The following is a 16,119-nucleotide window of genomic DNA, read 5'->3' on the forward strand; positions in this document are numbered from 1 at the left end:
AACAACGAACGTCTGAAAAGACGAGGAGAACCCCTTTTTATGAAATCGAAGAACACCGATCCGATGAAGCGCTTCCTGAAGAAGCATCCGTTCCTCGCCGAGACTGAGCGCGTCTATCGCCTCGTCGACGCGGCGGTCGGCACGCCGGAGCCCATACAGCTCCCCGCGCGTGCCGTCACGAAGACGGTCGCGGAGAAGCTGCCGATCCTGCAGCAGGAGACATATCGCAAACGCATGGTGCGTGCGGTCTACCTCATGCAGGAGGACGTCTTTGCCCGCATCGCCGAAGCGGATGTGCCGCCCCTCATGCAGGAGTCGGCGCGCGGCTATCTCGCCGCGCTGAAGCCCCTGCGCAAGGCGGCAAAGGAAGAATTCATCATTGCCGTGCTCACACAGGACAAGAAGGCGTTTGCAGCACTCTGCCAGCGCTATGACCTGAACGAGGGCTTTATCCGCAGCACGATCTGGCGCATCATCGCCGCGCTCGTCCCTGCGGAGCTGAAGGATCCCACGATGTGGAATCCCGACCGCGACCAGCCGCGTTTCAGTGAGAACTACTGCCCCGTCTGCGGACGGCAGCCCGTCATCGCCGATCTCAGGAAGTACCGTCAGGGGCGCGCACGCGATCTCGTTTGCGGCGGCTGCGGCACGCGCTGGCACTATACGCGCGTCGGCTGCGTCTACTGCGGCAACACGGATCTCCAGAAGATGCACACGCTCGAGCCGGAGGACAGCGACATCATGCGCCTTGATGTCTGTGATGCCTGCCATCACTACATCAAGACCTATCGCGGCCCCGTCGACGACGATACGAGTGATTTCATCTATCGGCAGGACTGGGCAACGGTGCACCTTGACCTCCTCGCGGAGGAACAGGGACTTCAGAAAAAGGGCAATCCGATTCTGGAATAAAAGACAACAGATAAAAGGAGGAGAAAGCGTCATGACACAGGAAATCGCAATGCTGCATGATATGACACGCTGCACAGCGTGTCGCGGCTGTATGGTTGCCTGCAAACAGTGGCATGATCTGCCGCCCGATATGAGTACGCCCTTCGAGGGACAGTACCAGTCGCATAAGGATCTGACCCCGACCGTCTTCACGCTCATCGAGATGAAAGAGCGCGTTGACGACAAGGGGAAGTTCCACTGGGACTTTTTCAAGAAGAACTGCTTCCACTGCGGCGACCCCGCCTGCGCGAAGGGCTGCCCGGAGAACGCAATTGACCGCAACGAGAACGGCACCGTCGTCATCAATCAGGACAAATGCGTCGGCTGCCACTACTGCGAGCACAACTGCCCATGGCACATTCCAAAGATCGACGATGTGAAGCATAAGTCGTACAAATGCGATCTCTGCTATGACCGCATTGCGCATGGCTATGAGACGACGGGCGAGGTGCTGAAGCCTGCCTGCGCCAAGACCTGTACCGCGCATGCGCTTGAGTTCGGTACGCTGGAGGAGATGAAGCAGCTTGCGGCGGAGCGCGTCGATCTCGCACGCGCATCGCATCCCGATGCGAACATCTACAGCCCGAAGGGCGTCGGCGGTACGCACATGATCTATGTCCTGCCCGAGAAGCCCGAGGTATTCGGACTCCCGGCGGATCCCGTCACCCCGGCATCCATCGATGTCTGGAAGGTGGGCCGTACCCTCACGAAGCTCGCCATCGGCGGCGCAGCGGCCGGCATCGTCGGGGCAATGGTGCTCCGCAAGATGGCAAGCGGCAGCAAGAATGACCAGCAGGGGAAGGGGTGAGCACAATGTTGATCGACAAAAAATACGTTCCGCGCCATGAGAAGGCGTTTGCCATGTGCCACTGGCTCAACGCATTTGCGTTCTTCATGCTCTTCCTCACGGCACTCCCGCTCTACACGGACACGTTCCGTTTCCTTTACAACATCTTCGGCGATAAGACGCTCATGTATGCGCACCGTGTGTTCGGCGTCATGTTTATCCTGACCCCGATTATCGGTTTCATCATCGCACGCAAGGGCTACATCATCATGCTGAAGGAGATCTTCAGCTTCGGCAAGAAGGATATGGAATTCATGCAGAAATTCCCCCTCGAGCTGATGGGCAAAGATCCCCACATGCCCCCGCAGGGGTTCTACAACGGCGGCGAGAAGATGAACATCGCCCTACAGCTTGCGCTGTCGGTCGTCATCGTCGTCACCGGTCTCATCCTCTGGATGGGCGACAGTATCCTGCCCGCGACGATTACGGCGTATGCCATCCCCGTCCACAGCATTGCGGCAGCAGTCTGCTTTGCCGCAGCGCTCGGGCATATCTACCTCGCGGCGGGCGTCAACCCCGACTCCCTGCACGGCATGACGGACGGCACGATCAAGGCATCGTACGCCGACCATCACCATGGTGCATGGGTGAACGAGCTCATCTCCGAGGGCATCGTTACGCGCGCGGAGATCAACGAGGCGGAAAAGGCAGAGGGAAACCACTGAGGCGTTTCCTCTCTGTTCCGTAATCCCTATGAAAGACACGGCTTTGCCTGCGCAGAGCCGTGTCTTTTTTTTCCCGCCCGTTTATGGTATCATGACAGAGTATATGGAGTAACGGTCTCTGTTACCCGTAACACAATCGCAGTGCATCATGGGGAGATGGACAGATGAAAAATATTCGGTCGACCGTGCAGGGGCGCATCGGCTACGTCGCGCTCGTAATGATCGGCGTTCTCGTTATCTTGGTATTCCGCTATGCCTATCTGCAGATCGTGCAGGGGGATGCGCTCGCCCAGCGGATGCGCGACCAGAGCGGCTACGAGTTCCACATCCAGTCCCTGCGCGGGGCGATTCTCGACCGCGGCGGCAAGGAACTCGCCGTCAGCAGCATGACGAAATCCCTTTTCGTCGACCCAAACCACGTCTATGACACCCACAACCCCGAGGAGATCGCAAGTGATATTGCACCGCTTATCGGCCTCACGGAGCAGGACATCCTCGACGACATCGCGCGCGGCGGCGGATTCGTCTGGGTCAAGCGGCGGCTGGAGCACACGGAGTACGAGGCCGTGCGCGCCGTCATTCGTGAGAAGGGCTACAGCGACTGCCTCGGCTTTCAGAACGAGGCAAAGCGCTACTATCCGAACGACGCGCTCGCGGCGAACGTCATCGGCTTCGTCGGCACGGACGACGAGGGACTTGACGGCGTGGAGCAGGCACTTGACCCGCTCCTGAAAGGCGAGGTGCGCGAGGAGCGGCTCACCGTCGACGGACAGCGCCGCCCTATCCTCGACTCCATCTTTGCGGGACGGCGCGTCTACGGCAGCGACTACTGCAAGACCGTTTCACTGACCATTGACAGCACAATTCAGTTCATGGTCGAGCAGGAACTTGACCGTGCGATGGCGGAGAACAACCCCGACTCCATCACGGCGATCGTCATGGATCCAAAGACGGGCGAGATCCTCGCCATGGCATCACGCCCCTCCTACAACCCCAACCGCTTCTGGGAGTATCCGCAGGAGAACTGGAAGAATCGCGCCGTTGCCTTTATCTATGAGCCTGGCTCGACGTTTAAGGCCGTCATTGCGGGCGCGGCACTGCAGGAGGCCATCGTTACGCCGAATCAGGTCTTCTTTGACCCCGGCTACGTCATGGTCTCGGGACGACGCATCCAGAACTGGAGCAACGAAAGCTACGGCGCGGTCACCTTCACCGACATCGTAAAGAAGTCCCTCAACACGGGCTTTGCACAGGTGGGGCTCTCCCTCGGCGCGGAGAAGATGATGCACTACACTCGCGTCTTTGGTTTCGGCGAGCGCACGGGCATTGACCTCCCGGGCGAGGAGGAGGGCATCCTCTTCAGTGCGGATGATATGCGCGACTCGGATATCGCGACGACGGCGATCGGTCAGAGTATCGCCGTGACCCCACTGCAGCTCGTCACGGCCATGGCGGCCATCGCGAACGGCGGCACGCTCATGCACCCCTATATCGTGCGTGAGATTCGGAACCCCGACGGCTCTGTCTACGAGGAGCGCACACCGCGTGAGATACGGCGTGTGCTCGAACCGACCGTTGACCGCACGCTGATCGGGCTCTTGGAGCAGGTCGTCGCGAGCGGCGGCGGCATGAAGGCGGGAGTCAAGGGCTACCGCATCGCAGGCAAGACCGGTACGGCACAGAAGATCCGCCGTGAGACGGCGGGCTATCTTGAAGGCCGCTATATTGCCTCCTTCTGTGGCTTTGCACCCGTCGAGGATCCGATCTTCACCGTCCTCGTCATGATTGACGATCCGCGCGGCGGAGACTTCTACGGCGGACAGATCGCCGCACCTGTCGCCTCGCGCATCTTTACCCAGCTCCTGCGCTATGCCCATGTCGAGCCGTCGAGCAACACCTTTGCCGAAACGACGGGGGGCACGGAGAAGGGGCGCAGCGACGACGAAGAAAAGCGCATGGAAGCGGCCGCGACACCGCCCGAGGGCAAGGCTGTCGTGCCCGACTTTACGGGACTCTCCTTGCGCGAGGCGGCGCGCCTCGCCGAGCTGCGCGGACTTACCTTCGAGAGCGAGGGCACGGGTGCCGCCGTCAGCCAGAGCCTCAGCGTCAACGACATCGTCGACCAGGGCGAACGCGTAAAGGTCTACTTCCATCCGACATAAGGAATCGCTGATAAAATGAAGTCCGTCAGATTGGCGTAGATTTTTCGTCCGATTGAGGAGACAAACCGGACGCATAGCCAAAGCTATGTGGAGGATTTGCCGACAAAAAGCGGGCAAAAAAGATGCGCTAAGATGGCGGTGCTGAATTTATCAGTGCTTCCATAAAAAACAACTCAAAATAGTACTGCTGTACGAAGCTGTAAATATCGTACAGCAGTCTTTTTTCATTTCCTCCCTTGACACAGTACTTGAAATCGTGTAAACTACAAACATAGTTTTTTGGTATGTTTGATAATAATATAAAGATGAAGGAGACGATACAATGGGGAAGGTATATCAGAGTGTGACGGAGATCATCGGTCGCACGCCGCTTCTCGCGGCGAAATCGTTCGCGAAGGCGCATGATCTCAAGGCGAATCTCCTCGTGAAGCTCGAGTATTTCAACCCGTCGGGCTCGGTGAAGGATCGTATTGCGGTTGCAATGGTTGAGCAGGCAGAGAAAGACGGCAGGATCGCGCCGGGGGCGACGCTGATCGAGCCGACGAGCGGCAACACGGGCATCGGTATCGCCTCGGTGGCGGCGGCGCGCGGCTACCGTGCGATTCTCACGATGCCGGAGACGATGAGCGTGGAGCGCCGCAACCTGCTGAAGGCATACGGCGCAGAGATTGTCCTCACGGAGGGGGCACAGGGGATGAAGGGCGCTATTGCGCGTGCAGAACAGCTGCAGAAGGAGATCCCGAATTCGTTCATCCCCTCGCAGTTCGAGAATCTCGCGAATCCTGCCGCGCACGAGCGGACGACGGGCCCCGAGATCTGGGCGGACACGGACGGCAAGGTGGATGTCTTTGTCGCCGGGGTCGGTACGGGCGGCACGGTGACGGGCACAGGCCGCTATTTGAAGCAGCAGAATCCCGCCGTATACATCGTCGCAGTGGAGCCGACGGACTCGCCCGTGCTCTCGGGCGGCAAGCCCGGCCCGCACAAACTGCAGGGACTCGGCGCGGGCTTCGTCCCCAACACGCTCGACACGAAGGTCTATGATGAGGTGATCCGCGTGTCGAATGACGATGCCTTTGTCTACGGGCGCGAGTTCGCTCGGCGCGAAGGCGCGTTGGTTGGCATCTCCTCAGGTGCAGCACTCGCAGCGGCGGTGGAGCTGGCAAAGCGTCCGGAGTATGAGGGTAAGACGATCGTCGCCCTCCTGCCCGATGGCGGTGACCGCTACCTCTCAACGGACCTCTTTGCAGGTAAGTAAAAAATTACTTCTTATTAGTCCTTCGTAAAAAATACGCAAAAGCATCTCTTATTACAAAAAATGACTGTAATAGGAGATGCTTTTTTCGATATATACCTTGGGATGTTTATCCCAGTGCTTTCTTCTTATGTGATAGAGCCTATTCTTTAGGTTGATACCGTGCGGGACACATCACAAAACGTTGGAATATCGGGTGTTGAAGAAGGATTTGTGCGATATAAGACCAAGAGAGTGGAATTTATAATTTTGTTCCTGCTCTCTTTGTATTGTTTCTTAAGAAAATGCGATAAAATGTAGCTGCTAAAAATTCGGATCTTCATCGATATAGTTGCTATTTCCATATCGTGCCATTATTTGTTATTTGTTGTTTGGCGGAAATGGCATGGGTTGTATGGACTATCCCTTGGTGAGATGCCGACTGTCGCAAGAATAGGATGATGACATGAGTACATGGACAAAAAAGGCGATGTTCGTTGGGCTTCCACGCTATCTGGAGCAGCTGCTCGGTGCATGCTGCGCAAAGGAGGGGTGGGAGCTCTATCGTTTTCGCGCGGTGGAGGGAGAACGTCCTCCGCAGGGGATTCACACGTATGACTGCGAGGTGGACAGTGCGGAGGCGGCACAGGTCTTTTCGGTTCAGAATCTGGATCTGCTCGTCTACCGACTGGAGCGCGACACCTCCGTTGCGATGCGTCGTCTGGATGCGCTCCTGCGCATGGCGCAGGAGCGTGCGGTCAAGCAGGTTTTTCTGCTCTCCGACGACGAGGTGTTTGCCGCCGGGACGCAGCCGACGGAACGTGATGCAGTGAATCCACAGAATGCGGACGGCAGGCTTTTCGTACGGCTCGAAGAGCTCGGCATGGCGTATCGTGCACAGGGCGTTCCCGTCTCTGTCATCCGTCTTCCCGAGCTCTATGCTCCGGGGATGACGGCGGAGGATGGCCTGATCGGACGCCTGTTCAGCATGGCGCTCACGGGGCGTTCTCTGCCGAAGTACGTCGCGCCCGCCGAGACGATGTGCGGGTTGGTCGATGCGCGTGACGCGGTCTATGCAATCTATCAGGCAACGGCGCGTGACTTTCATGAGCCATATCTCCACATTGCCCCCACAGAGGGGACGACGATGGAGGATCTCTATATGATCTGCGCGGACTTCTTCCCCTCGATGCATACGTCCGCCACCCCGCATCACCCGCACGGGATTGCCGTGCTTCGGAGCACGATAGCTTCGGAGCTGCTGGGCTGGCAGCCACGCCGCCCACTTGTCCCCGGGCTGCGCGAGACATGGGCGGCGATGAAGGCGGCGCGCGAGACGGCGCAGGCGGAGGGCATGGAGTACATCCGTCGGGCACAGCGTGCGCGCATCATGCGCACCGTCGTCCCCTTCGTGGAGAATATCGTCGGTGCACTCCTGACGCTCGGTGTGACGCATTTGCAGGGCGGAACGCCGGTCAATCCGATCATCTATGTGGACTTTGCCTTTATCTACATCAGCTGTATGGGGCTTCTCTACGGAAAGCAGCAGGCACTCCTTGCCGCCGGATTTTCACTCGTGATCCTCATCCGCTCGCTGCTCGGGCAGGGCTGGGATCTCGTGGCGCTCCTCTACAGCCCGCCGGAGTTCCTCCACTTTGTTTCCTACTTTTTTACCGCCGTGCTGACGGGCTACTTTGCCGATCGTGAGGCGTTCCGTCAGCGTGCGGATGGGCGGGTCAAGCGCCGTCTGCAGTACCGTGTCTCCTTCCTTGAGAATCTGTTCAAGGAGAGCGTTGCCATCAAGGATCGTCTCTACCGTCAGATCATCAATTCGGACGACAGCATCGGCCGCCTCTATCGCATCACCTCGCGTCTGGACTCGGTCGAGACAGAGAACCTCTATACGCAGACAGCAGCCGTGACGGCAGAAATCTTGAGCGTCAAGGATGTCGTGGTCTATGTGGTGGGTGAGGGTGGCTACTATCTGCGCCAGAAGGTACGTCTCGGCGACAGCACCTACGAGCTGCCGCGCTCGCTGCGCGTGGAGGATCATCCGTATCTGAAGCGGGTGCTCGAGGATCACGAGATATTTGTCAACCGCGACCTCATGAAGGGGGTCCCCGATCTCGCCGCACCGATTGTCCACGACGGCAGGGTCATTGCGGTGGTCCAGATTTATCATCTGGACTTCGAGCAGTGGAGCCTCTACGAGCAAAATCTGCTCTCGATTACGGCGCGCCTGGTCGCGGGCTCGCTCGCGAATGCCTACGCATGGGAGAAGGAGACGGCCGACCGCAAGTATCTCGACGATACGCGCATCCTGCGTGCGGAGGAGTTCGATAAGGTGGTCGCGGAGTTCCGCGAGCGCCGTCGGCTGCAGCCGGACTATCCTGTCACGCTGCTCCCGATCCACATTCATCACATGAGTTATCGCGAGCTCGACCATAAGATCGCGAACAGCATTCGTGCCGAGGATGTGATCGGCGCGACAGAGAAAGGCGTCTCGCTGCTCCTCTCGGATGTTACGGGCAAGACGCTTGCCATGGTGCGGGAACGTCTCGCAAAGGTCGGGATTGAAACGGGGGAGAGTCAGTCACTATGATGAACGAGGGCGTTCCGGGCGGATGGATCTTCGTCGCCATATACCTCGTCGTGGTTCTCGTCTGTACCGTGCTCGAATGGCGTTATCGCGGGTGGATCTCGGCACTGTCCAAGGCTCTCGTCTCCCTTACCATACCGGTCGCGGGACTCGTGCTGCTGCTGCTCTACGAGCTGATCGGTCAGGTGCTCGGGCTCATGCGCCGTACAGGACCGGACGAAGAAGACGAGGATCTGAGCCTTTCGATCGATGATCCCGCCTACAGCGGCGATATTGTGCCGCTGCGTGATACCTTTCTGCTCGATGATGCGAAGCTGAAGCGCAAGTTCTTCACCGATGCGATCAAGCAGAATGTGGTGGAGCGGCAGTCGATCCTGAACGAGGCAGTACACGACAGCGACCGTGAGATCGCCTACTATGCAGTGTCGCTCATGACGGCGCACATGGAGCAGCTGAACGAGGAGATCTATACCCTCGAGGAGCAGATCAAGCGCGGCGCGGACGACGACGCCCTGCTGGACGAGTACGTCAAGAAGGTGCGCGAGTTCCTCTTGCGTCAGTACGGCGACGAGGTGACGCGCGAGCAGCAGCGCACGCGCTACAGGGAGATGCTGCGTCTCCTCGCGGAGCGCCATCCCGAGCATCCCGCCTACCGAGCGGAGGAGATCCGTGAGCTGATTCACGGTGGACAGATGCTCGAGGCGGAGGCGTCCTGTCTGGAGATGCGGGAGCAGCACCCGAATGACGAGCTGCCGCTCCTCCTCCTGATGAATGTCTATCAGGCGTCGCATCGGCGGGAGAAGCTGCTGGAGATGATCAGCGCCCTGAAGAAGCTGCCGGTACGTCTCAGCAACGAGGCAATGCAGGCGATACGGTATTGGGATGGAGGTAGAGTGCATGAATAAGCGCAGTCTTTACATCCTCCTTTTCGTTTCGTTCTTCCTCGGATGTTTTTTCCAGTACAGCCGTCTCGACGGCTTCCTCCACCTCGGTGCACTCTCCAATCGTTTGCTCGGGAACCATACGGTGTATGACAAACCGTTCGACGGGGATATGCCGCAGGAGAAGTTCCTCATCCTCTACGATCCGACGGATGTGCTGAGCATGTATACGCGGCACAATGTGGAGAAGCTGCTGACGGAAAAGCGCAAGGCATACGAGAGCCATCCGATGGATGAGAGTGTCCCGCTCGATGATTCCTATACGGGCGTGGCGATTACGACGGGGCATCTCCAGCGGGTGACGATGCTGCCTGCAGTCATGGACTATGTGCGCGGCGGCGGAACGCTCCTTGCCATGCAGCGGATCTGGCAGGAGGACAAGGATGCGATCGATGCGTCACTGCTCGCGGATGTCGGCATTGCCGATGTGGGTACGGTGGAAGATGCGCTCGGGATCTATGTGGTCACGAACTTTCTCGTCGGGGCGAAGGGATTCAGCTTTAACGGCGGTGACAGCTACACGACACAGGTCAATCTGACGACACTCACGCCCGATGCCGAGGTGCAGATTGCCACGGCAGCGGGCGTGCCGCTCGTCTGGGAGAAAAGCCTTGGCGACGGCCATGTCTATATGTATAATGGGATGGAGCGCGACGACAAGACAAATCTCGGTATCTATATGGCAATGCTCGCGCACTGCGGAACGGATCCGATCTACCCCGTGGTCGGTGTCAAGATTTTCATCCTCGACGACTTCCCGGCACCGGTGCCCGATGGAGATTTCCCCCATATCTACAATGAGCTCGGCGTGGATACGGCGACATTCTACCGGAAAATCTGGTGGCCGTTCGTGCGCAAACTCGCAAAGGACGAGAACCTCCGCCTCTCGGGGGCGATCATCGAAAACTATAACGCACAGATCAAAGGCCCCTTCCATGCGCTCGGCGGACGTGCGGCGCGCGACGCGCTCATCATCTATGGCCGCGAGCTGATCGACATGGGTGGGGAGCTCGGGCTGCACGGCTACAATCATCAGCCGCTCGCGCCTGCGGGCTATGGTCAGGCAAAGCTCGACTATGTGCCGTGGGAGAGTCAGGCAGATATGATCGACTCCTTGACGGAGCTGCGCAGGTATATAAAATCCGTCTATCCGGACTATGATTTCCGCTACTATGTGCCGCCGTCGAACATCTCGAGCCCCGAGGGGATCGCTGCCGTGCGGCAGGTGTTTCCGGAGCTCATCGCGGTCTGTTCGCTTTACGACGGACTCGCGACGGATCATGCGTGGTATCAGGACTTTAACTACAAGGATGGCATCTACAATATCCCGCGCATCAGCTCGGGGCATGAGGACGATGAAGCGCAGTTCTGGGGCGAGATCACAGCGCTGAACTACATCGGCGTGTTCTCGCATTTCATCCACCCCGATGAGCTGTTCTACGCGGAGAGTGCCAACCAGTCTTGGCATAGTATGTCGACGGGTCTGAAGTCGTTCATGCACCGCCTCAGTACGCGCTATCCGTGGCTGACGCCCGAGACGGTCTCGGATAGTATTCCCATTTTCTCGGATTACTACGACATGGATTATCGCGTCGTGCACGAGGAGAATGGGCTGCATATTTACTCCTGGGGCTACAGCGGGGAGCTGCGCTTCCTGCTGCGCACGGAGAAGGAGATCGACCATACGGACGGCTGTAAGACAGAGGCGGTGGAGGACGGTGTCTACATCGTCCGCGTGACGAAGCCCGAGGCACATATCTATTGGAAGGAGGAGCCCTGATGCGGATCTGTCTGCTGACGGAAGGCTCATATCCCTACGTTGTGGGCGGCGTATCGTCGTGGGTACAGATGCTCATGGAGGGGCTCCCGGAGTATGAGTTCGTCGTCTATTCGATCGGTGCGGAGGGGAAGGATCGCGGCAAGTTCAAGTACAAGCTGCCGAAGAACTGCATCAGCATCGAGGAGGTCTTTCTCGACGAGATCCTCGCCCTGCGCTCCTCGGATATGCTCGAGGGCATCCTCACGGGGCAGGAGCAGCAGACGCTCTATGAGTTCGTCCGCGGAAAACATACGGTGTCGATTGAGCATCTCGCGGAGATCTTTCGCCCCGGACGGTGGAAATCGCCGCTCGCGGTCTTTATGTCGAGCGATTTCTTCGATGTGATTGTACGCTTCTATCGGGAGGAATATCGAAATCTCCCGTTCACTGATTTTTTCTGGACGATGCGCTCGATGCTGCTGCCGCTCTTTTTCCTGCTGCAGCAGAAGCTGCCCGAGGCCGATGTCTATCACAGTGTGGCGACGGGATACTGCGGTGTGGTCGGCGGCATGGCGACGACGCTCAGCGGAAAGCCGTTTATGATTACGGAGCACGGTGTTTACTCGCGTGAGCGCGAGGCAGAGATCATCAAGAGTGACTGGGTGAAGACGGATTTCAAGGGCCTCTGGATCCAGTATTTTTATCATCTGGCGCGGATCGCCTATCGGTCGGCGCAGCGGGTCTATACGCTCTTTGAGCACAACGGCAGGATCGCCGTTGATCTCGGCTGTCCCGCAGACCGAATCCATATCGTGCCGAACGGCGTCCACATGGAGCGCTTTGCGCACATCGAGGAGCTGCGCGACCACGGCGGTGCGTTTCAGGTCGGTGCAGTCGTGCGCGTTGCGCCGATCAAGGATATCCTGACGCTCCTGCGTGCCTTTGCCATCGTTAAGCGCGAGATGCCCGAGGCGAAGCTCTGCATCATGGGCGGTCTGGAGGAGGATCCAGACTATGTGGCGGTCTGCTACCGTACGGTGAAGATGCTCGGTCTTGAGGATGTGGAGTTCACGGGGTCTGTGCCCGTCGCGGAGTACCTGCCGAAGATGGATGTGCTCGTGCTCTCCTCGATCAGCGAGGGGCAGCCGCTCGCTGTGCTCGAGGGGTTCTCGGCGCATCGTCCGTACGTGACAACGGATGTCGGCTGCTGCCGTGAGCTGATCTACGGCGACAGCAACGATACGCTCGGCACCGCCGGAGCGGTGGTCGCCCCGATGGATTTTGAGGCGATGGCATACGAGATTCTGCGCCTCGCGCGCGATTATGAGCTGCGCCGCTCCATGGCGGCGGTCGGCTTTGCGCGGACGAAGGCACACTATACCTACGAACAGTTTATTTCATCGTATCGGACTGCCTATCGTGAGGCAGCGGAGGAGGGATCCCATGGCGGGCGTCGGGTTTGAGCTGAAGCGGCTGTTCCGTGCGCGGACGGCGGCAGGACATCTCAAGGCGTACTCGTACTCCGCCATTGTGACGACGGGGCCGTTCGTCCTCCTCACGAGCATGGTGCTCGCTGTGCAGCTGCTCTTCATCGCGTACGGCGCAGGCGATGATGCCTCGGCGGTGTTCCTCGGGGCGGTGATCTATTCCTTCATCTTCTCGCAGCTGCTCTCCTCGGGCTTTACGATTGTACTGACGCGCTATCTTGCGGACTGCATCACGGTGCAGCACTATCGCGACGTGACGCCGTCCATGTTCGGCATGAGTGCGATTCTCCTTGCACTCGGGACGATTGCGGCGGTGATTTTCTTCTGGAACAAGCCGCTCGCCTTCGAGCTGAAACTGCTCTCTCATGTCTTTTTCTCGGAGCTGCTGCTGATCTGGGTGGGCGGGGTCTACCTGACGGCGGTTAAGAAGTTCAAGTATCTCATCCTCGGCTATCTCGTGGGCGTGCTTATCAGTCTCCTGCTGACCGTACTGTTCTTGGAAACGAGCTGGCTGCCGCCGACGGAGGGAGCGCTCCTATCCGTGGATGTGGGGATGGGCGTTCTCGCGCTCTTCTTCTTCCTCTATGTGACGAGCCGCTTCGGACTGCCGCGCGACGGGATGCTCTTTGCCTTTCTCCCCTATCTCGGGCGTCACGGACGCCTCTTCATCGGTGCGTTCGGCTATACGCTCGGCCTCTTTTTGCCGAACATCATTATATGGCAGGGGCCATGGGGCGTGCTCATCCACGGGACATTCCTCTATGCGCCGCGCTATGATGTGGTCGTCTTCTACGCACTGCTTTCGATTCTGCCGCTCATGACGATCTTTGTGGTCAAGGTGGAGACGCAGTTCTACGAGCGCTATGCCCACTACTTCGGAGCGATCACGCACGGCGGGAACCTGCACCTCATCGAGGACTCGCGCAAGGATCTGCTCTATTCCATGTGGTTCGAGATGCGGCAGGCGCTTGAGTTCCAGTTCGTCTTTACGCTGATCTTCCTCGCTCTTGGCAACTACATCCTCTCGTTTGCGGGGCTGGACTACAATGCGATCAATATGTACAACGTGATCCTCTTTGCGTCCTTCTTCGTCGGGACACTGCAGATCTTTATGATCATGCTGGAGTACTTTGACTTCCAGAAAGGCGTGTGGCGGATCGGCGCAATTGCCGCCGTCGGCAACATCGCCTTTGGCGTCGTCAGCTTCTGGCTCGGCGACAAGAGCTACGGTTTTGGCTTCTTCCTCGCATCGGCACTCGCCCTCGCCTACGGCGTGTGGCTGCTCCGATGCTTTTCCAACGGGATCAACTACTATGTGTTCTGTGCGCAGCCGGTGTTCTATCAGGCAGACGCGGGGATTTTTTGGACGATTGCCCATCTGCTGTATGGGGACAAGCTCCCCGATCTGGAAAGGATGGAGAAGGCATGAGTATGCTGAGACGGGCGCAGCGCCGCCGTGATCTCCTGCGGCGCACGACTGCGGCGGCGTGTACGCTCCTTTTTGCCATGACGGGGCATGAGGCCCTCGCGGGCAGCAACGATGCGCTGCACGATGTGTACGGCTACTACTCGTATATGATGGATGTCAAGGATGAGATCGCCTCCTACCGTGCAGCAAAGGAGGCTCTCGCGCAGGCGAAGAAGGATCTCGCCGACGCACAGCAGAACCTCGCCGATGCCAAGGCAGGCGTGGCGGATGCCGCGGCGAATCTCACGCAGGCCAAGTCGAATCTGCACGATGCAGAGGAGCAGCTGGCTGCGGTGAAGAACGCTCTTGCAGCAGCAGAGGCACTGAGCGCACAGCGTACGCAGGAGGCGATCGCGGCGCAGCAGGCGGAGGCGGACTACGCACCGACAGTCTATGCGCAGCGCGCACATGTGGAGGCGATAAGTGCACGGTATGATCGCATGGCAGCGGCGAGCGGTGACACGTCGGCTCCTTTGAGCAGCGCTGCCGAGAAGGATCGGGCGGCGGTGGTGGCGCGCGTCCTGAACGAGGTCGGCTACCAGCAGAACCGCGTCAACGATGCACAGGCCATGGTCAATGCTGCTCTCGCGGGTGCAGCACCGGCAGAGACGGCGGAGGGGACGTCGGATACGAGCGCGATTGATGCGGCCTCCGCCGAGGTGGACGCCGCACAGTCCGAGCTGGATGCGGTCGAGGACTATTTCTCTCAGCTGACGGCGGCACGTGAGGCGGCAGAGGATGCGGAGCGCGACGCGCGCGAGGCTGTTGCGGGCTATCAGCAAGATCTTGCTGACAGCACGACAAATCTCGCGGAGGCAACATCCTACGTGATGGATGCGGAGAACTATCAGCAGCAGGCCGCAGCGTGGGAGCGCGATGCCGTGCGCGATGAGGGCACGGCAGAACAGCAGCTTCGCGTCGCGCAGCATGATCTCAACTGCTTCGGTGAGGGGGCGGGCTGGCAGACCGGGGCAGAGTACTATGCGTGGCGCGGGGAGCGCGGCGGGCATCAGCTTTATCTGCCGCTCTCCTACTACAAGCGCACGCACCGCGGCAAGCAGAAGCTCGACTACGGACTTTCGACGGGCTATGTGAAGTCCGATACGGGCTTTGTAAACGGCGCGGTGTCGGGCTGGACGGATACCTCGCTGAGCCTGACCCTGCGCAACGAGAACCCCATCAACAGCGTTCGCTACGGATTCGGCCTCAGCATTCCGACGGGGCAGAGCCGCATTGGTGCAAAGGCGGTTGTGCCGGAGAGCCTTGCGCGCTTTACCGACTTTGGCGCAGGCTGGCAGTATATCCCGAGCATTGAGGTGCTGCATAAGATCACGGAGCAGGATCGTCTGACGGGACGAATGAGCTATACGATGCGCGGCGGCTACAACTACTCGCGCGAGGTGTGGGATGCCCATGTCTCACCCGGCAATATCTTTGCACAGGAGCTCGAGTATCTGCATACGGATGCGAAGAAAACCTACATGGTGCAGCTCTACCACAATTCGACAGGGAATGCCGTGCAGGACAGCATCGATACGGATGCTGGAACGATCACGGGGAAGAGCCACTACCGTGACGGCGACGACTGGGAGCTGCGCTTCTTCTACCATCGCGGTGTCACGAAAAAGGATGTGCTGCGCTACTATACGATCCTCTCGCAGACGCAGGCGGGCACAGCCCCCAGCTCCTCGTCCATCGGGCGGCAGTACTACGGCATCGGCGTGCGGCATACGATCTCGAAACGCCTCACATGGCAGGTCATGGCGCACTATCAGAAGGTGAATTCGACCTACGATCCGCTGCGCACGGAGCTCAATACGGGCGGCGGGTTCAGCCGCCGCTCCCTGCTCGCGGAGCTCGCGTGTCGGATGAGCGACCGCAAGCAGCTCGTTTTGCAGGCGGAGCGGTACGTGCGTACGGATGAGGGGGGCGGCGGATACCACGGCTGGGGTATGACGCTCTGGTACAATGAGAGCCTCTGAGATAAGAGATCAGAAAGGGAGCTT

12 protein-coding genes are annotated in these 16,119 nt (G+C 59.1%); all 12 read left to right on the forward strand.

The annotated features are described in order from the left end of the window. Positions 1 to 39: 39 nt before the first annotated feature. The 12 genes from ADJ74_RS05795 to ADJ74_RS05845 all read left to right on the forward strand — a co-directional run bounded on the left by ADJ74_RS05795 (position 40) and on the right by ADJ74_RS05845 (position 16,095). Positions 40 to 912 (forward strand): formate dehydrogenase accessory protein FdhE, encoded by an 873-nt coding sequence (locus ADJ74_RS05795; RefSeq protein WP_050342623.1) that lies wholly within the window; start codon positions 40 to 42, stop codon positions 910 to 912. Positions 913 to 943: 31 nt separating this feature from the next. Next, on the forward strand, positions 944 to 1,759 hold the full coding sequence (locus ADJ74_RS05800; RefSeq protein ID WP_050342625.1) for a 4Fe-4S dicluster domain-containing protein: 816 nt from the start codon (positions 944 to 946) through the stop codon (positions 1,757 to 1,759). Between the two features lie 5 nt (positions 1,760 to 1,764). Beyond that, positions 1,765 to 2,463, forward strand: a complete 699-nt coding sequence (locus ADJ74_RS05805; RefSeq protein WP_009753172.1) for a formate dehydrogenase subunit gamma — start codon at positions 1,765 to 1,767, stop codon at positions 2,461 to 2,463. Positions 2,464 to 2,627: 164 nt separating this feature from the next. Further along, positions 2,628 to 4,625, forward strand: a complete 1,998-nt coding sequence (locus ADJ74_RS05810) for a penicillin-binding protein (protein WP_050342627.1) — start codon at positions 2,628 to 2,630, stop codon at positions 4,623 to 4,625. A 39-nt stretch (positions 4,626 to 4,664) separates the two neighbouring features. Beyond that, positions 4,665 to 4,790, forward strand: coding sequence for a secretion protein HlyD (locus ADJ74_RS11545; protein ID WP_253271736.1), 126 nt, complete (start codon positions 4,665 to 4,667; stop codon positions 4,788 to 4,790). A gap of 157 nt (positions 4,791 to 4,947) precedes the next feature. Continuing rightward, complete coding sequence (cysK, locus tag ADJ74_RS05815) at positions 4,948 to 5,883, forward strand: cysteine synthase A (RefSeq protein WP_009753170.1); 936 nt, start codon at positions 4,948 to 4,950, stop codon at positions 5,881 to 5,883. Positions 5,884 to 6,325: 442 nt separating this feature from the next. Then, the gene (locus tag ADJ74_RS05820; protein WP_050342629.1) at positions 6,326 to 8,461 is read left to right on the forward strand and encodes a GAF domain-containing protein; all 2,136 of its coding nucleotides are present in this window, start codon (positions 6,326 to 6,328) and stop codon (positions 8,459 to 8,461) included. Then, on the forward strand, positions 8,458 to 9,363 hold the full coding sequence (locus tag ADJ74_RS05825) for a hypothetical protein (RefSeq protein WP_050342630.1): 906 nt from the start codon (positions 8,458 to 8,460) through the stop codon (positions 9,361 to 9,363). Before ADJ74_RS05820 ends, ADJ74_RS05825 begins: the two co-directional genes overlap by 4 nt. Beyond that, entirely contained in the window at positions 9,356 to 11,179 is a 1,824-nt protein-coding gene (locus tag ADJ74_RS05830; RefSeq protein WP_050342632.1) for a DUF2194 domain-containing protein, read from the forward strand. Before ADJ74_RS05825 ends, ADJ74_RS05830 begins: the two co-directional genes overlap by 8 nt. Then, a complete protein-coding gene (pelF, locus tag ADJ74_RS05835) occupies positions 11,179 to 12,621 on the forward strand; it encodes a GT4 family glycosyltransferase PelF (protein ID WP_009753166.1) in 1,443 nt (480 codons plus the stop codon). Before ADJ74_RS05830 ends, pelF begins: the two co-directional genes overlap by 1 nt. Next, positions 12,602 to 14,074 (forward strand): exopolysaccharide Pel transporter PelG, encoded by a 1,473-nt coding sequence (gene pelG, locus ADJ74_RS05840; RefSeq protein ID WP_050342638.1) that lies wholly within the window; start codon positions 12,602 to 12,604, stop codon positions 14,072 to 14,074. The genes pelF and pelG overlap by 20 nt, the downstream gene beginning before the upstream one ends. Beyond that, entirely contained in the window at positions 14,071 to 16,095 is a 2,025-nt protein-coding gene (locus tag ADJ74_RS05845) for a hypothetical protein (protein ID WP_050342639.1), read from the forward strand. Before pelG ends, ADJ74_RS05845 begins: the two co-directional genes overlap by 4 nt. Positions 16,096 to 16,119 lie beyond the last annotated feature (24 nt).

The sequence above is a fragment of the Selenomonas sp. oral taxon 478 genome (assembly GCF_001189555.1).
GTDB classification, from domain to species: Bacteria; Bacillota; Negativicutes; order Selenomonadales; family Selenomonadaceae; genus Centipeda; species Centipeda felix.

What these genes read in the sequence shown, in the direction of transcription:
- ADJ74_RS05795 (WP_050342623.1), top strand. Translation starts at nt 40, where the DNA reads ATGAAATCGAAGAACACCGATCCGATGAAGCGCTTCCTGAAGAAGCAT.
- ADJ74_RS05800 (WP_050342625.1), top strand. Translation starts at nt 944, where the DNA reads ATGACACAGGAAATCGCAATGCTGCATGATATGACACGCTGCACAGCG.
- ADJ74_RS05805 (WP_009753172.1), top strand. Translation starts at nt 1,765, where the DNA reads ATGTTGATCGACAAAAAATACGTTCCGCGCCATGAGAAGGCGTTTGCC.
- ADJ74_RS05810 (WP_050342627.1), top strand. Translation starts at nt 2,628, where the DNA reads ATGAAAAATATTCGGTCGACCGTGCAGGGGCGCATCGGCTACGTCGCG.
- cysK (WP_009753170.1), top strand. Translation starts at nt 4,948, where the DNA reads ATGGGGAAGGTATATCAGAGTGTGACGGAGATCATCGGTCGCACGCCG.
- ADJ74_RS05820 (WP_050342629.1), top strand. Translation starts at nt 6,326, where the DNA reads ATGAGTACATGGACAAAAAAGGCGATGTTCGTTGGGCTTCCACGCTAT.
- ADJ74_RS05825 (WP_050342630.1), top strand. Translation starts at nt 8,458, where the DNA reads ATGATGAACGAGGGCGTTCCGGGCGGATGGATCTTCGTCGCCATATAC.
- ADJ74_RS05830 (WP_050342632.1), top strand. Translation starts at nt 9,356, where the DNA reads ATGAATAAGCGCAGTCTTTACATCCTCCTTTTCGTTTCGTTCTTCCTC.
- pelF (WP_009753166.1), top strand. Translation starts at nt 11,179, where the DNA reads ATGCGGATCTGTCTGCTGACGGAAGGCTCATATCCCTACGTTGTGGGC.
- pelG (WP_050342638.1), top strand. Translation starts at nt 12,602, where the DNA reads ATGGCGGGCGTCGGGTTTGAGCTGAAGCGGCTGTTCCGTGCGCGGACG.
- ADJ74_RS05845 (WP_050342639.1), top strand. Translation starts at nt 14,071, where the DNA reads ATGAGTATGCTGAGACGGGCGCAGCGCCGCCGTGATCTCCTGCGGCGC.